Consider the following 5,597-nt stretch of genomic DNA (forward strand, 5'->3'; position numbering starts at 1 on the left):
TAAAAGGCAGGGACTAATACGACCATAAGTTCTGTAAACTAGAGATGACGGAAATTCACCCTGCCTTTTATTTAAACGCTTACCAAGCTTTCTTCTTGTAATACTATTGCAAGAAGAAAAATCAGTTTGATAAACCAAAGGAGATGACGATATCTTAAGATTATTCATCTACTTTATCCATCAGTCATTAATATTGAAGCATACCGAAGGATAATTTTTTCGATTAATTTTAGAAAATGAGCGTGCAGTGGTTCTTGGCGGCTGTCAGCCCCGCTTTACGCTTTATACCGATGAAGAATCGGTATGTTCGCTCCAATCGGGTTTAGGAACAAGGGTTTGTGCATCCTGCAACCACAAAAATGAAATACTGTTTTGGCCCATTAGCCCCGGTTGAAGCGTTACCCTGCAGCAACGAGGTACGAGGTAGCGAAGCGTAAAGGCGGAAAACGGGAAGAAACTGAGTGTTTTGCACAGGCATTGCGCTCCAAATCCAAATCAGCACTTCTTCTCCTCGGCCTATGACGTATGCAGACAGTGCTGCTATATTGCAGATTTACCTTTAATCCTCAAATAGATAACCGCTATAGGCCAATCCTTTGGCAACACTTTTAAAATTATCGCCAGAGTTTAATGGAATATGCGGAAATTTAGTCTTAAACAGATTTTGTACGGCCGAAACCATCGATGTTCCTCCGGTTAAAAACAAGCAGTCAATGTCTTCTGGCTTGATTTTGTATGTTTCCATAAATTGATCCAGATAAGCATCGATTTTGTTGATGTCTTTTTCGATAATCGAATTATACTGATCGAGCGAAATGTTTTCATCAATCTCAATTTTCATATTGTTATAGGCAAAGGTAGAAACAGGCTGGTCGGAAAGTTCGATTTTCGTTTTCTCAATTGATCTGAACAAGGAATAACCGAGGTTATTTTCGATCAGGGTGATCAGGTTCTTAAATTTCGGATCGTTCCCAGAGTAATAATAATATTCCTCAATCTCTTTCTGGATTTTTAAACCGTTAAAAAAGTTCATTTTATCCCAGGTGCAGATATTGGCGAAAAGCGATTTCGGCACATTTAAAATTTTACCGGGTGTAGCCTCATACATCGTATTTTTTCCGAAATATGGTGTGCCTTTATCCCACATAAAAGCAGAATCGAGACTATCGCCACCAATGTATATACCACCAGAGGCAATCATGTCGTTTTTACGGTCTTTGCTGCCAACCTTATCCGGATCGAGGATCAGGTAGGTAAAATCTGTTGTACCTCCACCTAAATCGGCTACTAAAACCCGTTCTTTCTTCCTGATTGTTTTTTCGTAGGCAAAGGCCGCCCCAATAGGTTCGAATTGAAAACGCACATCAGTAAAACCCGCGCTTTCGGCAGCTTTTTTTAGCCTGGTCTGCGCCAGGGTATCTTTCATCGTATTATCATCATCAAAGAAAACAGGCCGGCCGATAATGGCTTTTTGGCAGTCGTAGCCCGTAATCAGATCGGCTTTTTCTTTCAGGTCTTTAAGAATGAGTGTAACCAGATCGGAAGCTGTATATCTTTTATTGTGAATACGGGTTTCGGTAAAAGTAGTTCTCGAAAGGATCTGTTTAATGGATTTGATAAAGCGACCTTTCATGCCATCGCTCAGGTAAGCATCGATTGCTTTTTCGCCAACAATATGACTTTCACCATCAACAATACTCTTTACTTCTGTAAAATAGATTAATGAGGGGATAGAAATCGTATCTACAATTTCTTTCTTTTCTTCATCATAAATAGAAAGTGCCGAATTGGTTGTTCCAAAATCGATTCCGTATAAAAACTTACTCATGGCTTGATATGCTGGTGTGTTTGGCGACTAAAATGGGGTTGCGAAAGTATTAAAAAAAAGCGAGGCCTGAAAGCTTTTTAAGCTTAAAATATCCCTTATATATAAAACCTTATTCACTATATTTAACAAACATTCACATTTTAAATTAGTCACAGTTGAAAACTACTATACTCTTTTTACTGGGCTTGATTTTTCAGCTTTTTTGCATAAATACGGTTTCTTTCGCTCAAAAAAATATACCCGATACGGTAAAGACAGGGATTTATGTAACGAGCATCCACGATATAGATTTTAAAGACAAAGAATATACCATTAATTTCTGGCTATGGCTAAAGTATAAAAACAAGGAATTTAATTTTGCCGATAACCTGGAGATACCGCAGGCCAAAACGATTAGCAAATCATTTTCAACTATAGATAGCAGTGGTAATGAAGTATATATGCTAATGAAGTTGCAGTGTGTAATGAAAGATTCTTGGTCGATCAATAATTTTCCATTCGACCATCAATTGTTGAAGCTTTCTGTAGAGAATTCACAATTTGACTCAGCAAGCTTGGTATTTGTTCCTGATACTTTAGGTAAACAGTTTGATCCCCGGTTTACCCTACGCGGGTGGAATATCGACAGTTTAAAAACTTCTGCAGCCAATAAAATTTATGAAACGGCTTTTGGCGATCCAAGTATAAAAGTGCCAAGAACAGAATATAGTAGTTATAAGGTGAGGATCGGGATTAGTAGAGATGCTTTTGGCCTGTTCTGGAAGATGTTTTTAGGCATGTATATTGCTTTTTTCATTGCGTATATGTGCTTTTATATCCATGCCGATAGCATCGACTCGCGCTTTGGCTTAAGTGTAGGCTCTCTTTTTGCTGTAATCGGTAATAAATACATTATTGATGGTTCACTTCCCGAATCGACTACTTTTACCCTGGTAGATACGCTGCACGGAATTACGTTGGTGTTTATTTTAATCGTTATCATATTAACAGCCTTTTCTTTAAAAATGATCAAAAGAGGAGATGAGAAAAAAGCCGAAAGGTTTGACCGGTTTTACTCCATCTCGCTTTTAACTGTTTACCTTCTTTTAAATATTTTCTTTATTGTAAAGGCAATAAATGCTTAGATCATTTAAAATAACTCACTTGTACCCAAATGGGCGTTTACAATGCGGGTAATTTGCTGGCCAAGTTCTTTTGCATTGCCAATTCCCACGCTTTTAAGTGCTGCCAGTTGATCGGTAGTTCTGGGCATTTTTTCTGCAATGGAAAGTAGTGCTAAGTCTGAAAGTACCGCATAATCTTGGGTACCCCGTTGCAGCGCGATTGTTTTGCGCCATTCGACCAGATTTTTATAAACCTGTGGATTGGAAACCTCTTTTGGCTTGATGCTCGATTTAACTGGTTTTTTCTCTGGCTGTTTATTGCCCGCGGCGTGCAAAGTATGGATATAATCTTTAATTGAAAATGGATTCCACGAAATTTTAAATAAAGCCAGTTTTATCTGGAGTGCATCTTTACAGTCGTTTAATAGCGTAAGGAGTTTGTCAGAGTGGGTATCATTATAAAAGTTGATGGCCACAATTCTTGCCATTAAGGTAATGAGCTGTTCCAGTTTTGGAACGAAATAATCAGATGCCTTCTGCAAACGTTCCATAAAAGCACTTTCATTTGCGGGATTTTCATCGGTGCTTATTTTCGAAAATTCTTTTGCGATAAAATTCCTGGCCACTTTAAAGATTTCGTGCTGAAGGATCTGGCTGCCTTGTTCGTAAATTGATAAAAAGGCATTTTTCTCGTCTTTGTCGATCAGTTTGGAACGCCCGAGTTTCTCCCAGTCTTTGGCTACCAGAGAGAAATCCAGAAGCTCGTGGATCAATCCCCAAGCGTAACGCTGCGTATAACGTGCCAGCAGCTCTGGCGTAGGTTTATCCTGGTGACTTGCTTTTGTGAAACTGATTACCTTGGCATCGGTAATGATATTTTCGGCAACCACAGGTGATTTTAGAATAAGCCCTTCTAAGCTTCTGCAGCGACTGAGTGCTACATAAGCCTGTCCGTGGGTAAATGCGGTGCTTACATCAACTATCGCCTGATCGAAGGTTAATCCCTGGCTTTTATGTACAGTGATGGCCCATGCCAGTTTAAACGGGTATTGCGAGAATGATCCGGTACTGGTTTCGTCGATTTTATTTTCTTCGTCACTCAGGCTATATTTAACATTTTGCCAGATTTCTTTTTCTACTTCGATTTCCCTGCCACCGTTGGTAAAGGTTACTTTTACCGAATCTTGACTAATAGCAGTTATTTTTGCCGCTTTTCCATTGTAAAACTGCTTTTTGCCCGAAGAATCATTTTTAATAAAGATAACCTGCGCCCCCAGTTTTAACTGGAGTTTTTCATCGGTAGGGTAGGCATCTTTAGGGAAATCGCCACTTACCTCCGCATTAAATTCGAAAATTTCTCCTGGTAATTTTTCTAAACAGCCCTGGTTGATTTCGTTAACCAGCTGGTTGTGTGTGGTTAAAGTAATGTAATCATCTTTCCATTCCTGATCTAAAGATGGATCGTAACGCTCATTCAGTTTCGCTAGCAAGCCAGCATCAAGACTGTTTTCGCGCATGCCGTTCAAAATATCCAGAAATATGGGGTCTGATTGGCGGTAAACTTTATCTAAAGTAAACGTAAGCATTGGCGTAGACCTGAAAATCAGACTATCGAAAAAGTATGGGCTGGAATAGTAACTGCCCAGGATATGCCAGGCATCGTGAAAAATAGGAGAGAGCTGGTAAAGATCGCCGATCATTAACACCTGAACGCCACCAAAGGGACGGTTAGAGCCCTTAACACGTTTTAAAGTACGGTCGATAAAATCAATTAAATCAACCCTTACCATACTAATCTCATCAATAATCAATAAATCAAGGCAGCGTAATAACCTTGTTTTTTCGTCTGAGTATTTGAAATTCGTTTCAGCATTTTCATCAACAACAGGAACCAAAGGGCCAAAGGGAATCTGAAAAAAGGAGTGAAGCGTTACGCCACCAGCGTTTATTGCGGCTACAGCAGTGGGTGCAACAATGGCAAAATTCTTTTTAGTGGTATCTCTAATCTTGCGTAGCAGCGTAGTTTTGCCCGTTCCAGCTTTACCGGTTAAAAAAACAGGCTGGTTGGTAGTGGCTAAAAAATCTAAAAGAAGTTGGTTGTCCGGATCGGGCGTATTCATATCAATTACAAAATTAACCTATTCGAAATGGATTTGAGGATAGATTAATAGGCGTTTTATCCACAATTTCTAATTAGAAAAAGACGGTCCGTAAATGAAAAGTAAAATTAAGCACTTGAAAATGAGTTTATATTCTTTCTTTTTATGAAAAAATGCCGAAAACATTTTCGAAAATTCAATTCAAATTTGTAACATTGCACTCGCAAAAAAGGATAACCTTTTTTCCGGGCCTATAGCTCAGCTGGTTAGAGTAGAAGACTCATAATCTTTTGGTCCCTGGTTCGAGCCCAGGTGGGCCCACTGCTTTAAACCCCTTTAAGTATGACTTGAAGGGGTTTTTTGTTGCCTAAACTTTATTGAAATTATCTTTTTAATATTTGTCTGATTTTTTATAATATCGGATCAATACCAAAAGTTGTGGAGGACGGTAAAAACAAATAGCTTTGCATTTTACTATTTCACTTTATATGACTTCCCCTGCAGCCTCTTTACTTAAATTGTTCTTACCAGATTTTATACTAGCAAACTTTACTATTACCGGTGTCA

General features: G+C 38.8%; 3 protein-coding genes and 1 tRNA gene. 2 read left to right on the plus strand and 2 right to left on the minus strand.

Annotation, left to right across the window (positions count from 1 at the left end; all coding sequences use genetic code 11):
• Positions 1 to 559: 559 nt before the first annotated feature.
• A complete protein-coding gene (locus tag AC1DNH_RS20890) occupies positions 560 to 1,828 on the minus strand; it encodes an Hsp70 family protein (protein WP_477585821.1) in 1,269 nt (422 codons plus the stop codon).
• A 155-nt stretch (positions 1,829 to 1,983) separates the two neighbouring features.
• Here AC1DNH_RS20890 and AC1DNH_RS20895 point away from each other — a divergent pair, with 155 nt between their 5' ends.
• Positions 1,984 to 2,952: a ligand-gated ion channel gene (locus AC1DNH_RS20895; protein WP_477610769.1), complete on the plus strand. Its 969-nt coding sequence runs from the start codon at positions 1,984 to 1,986 to the stop codon at positions 2,950 to 2,952.
• Between the two features lie 5 nt (positions 2,953 to 2,957).
• Here AC1DNH_RS20895 and AC1DNH_RS20900 read toward each other — a convergent pair whose 3' ends face one another.
• On the minus strand, positions 2,958 to 5,051 hold the full coding sequence (locus AC1DNH_RS20900; protein ID WP_477625627.1) for an HRDC domain-containing protein: 2,094 nt from the start codon (positions 5,049 to 5,051) through the stop codon (positions 2,958 to 2,960).
• A 226-nt stretch (positions 5,052 to 5,277) separates the two neighbouring features.
• On the opposite strand from AC1DNH_RS20900, the gene AC1DNH_RS20905 reads away from it, so the two are divergent.
• Positions 5,278 to 5,351, plus strand: a tRNA-Ile gene (locus tag AC1DNH_RS20905).
• The last annotated feature ends 246 nt before the right edge of the window (positions 5,352 to 5,597 follow it).

This window comes from Pedobacter sp. 01N310 (genome assembly GCF_056399805.1).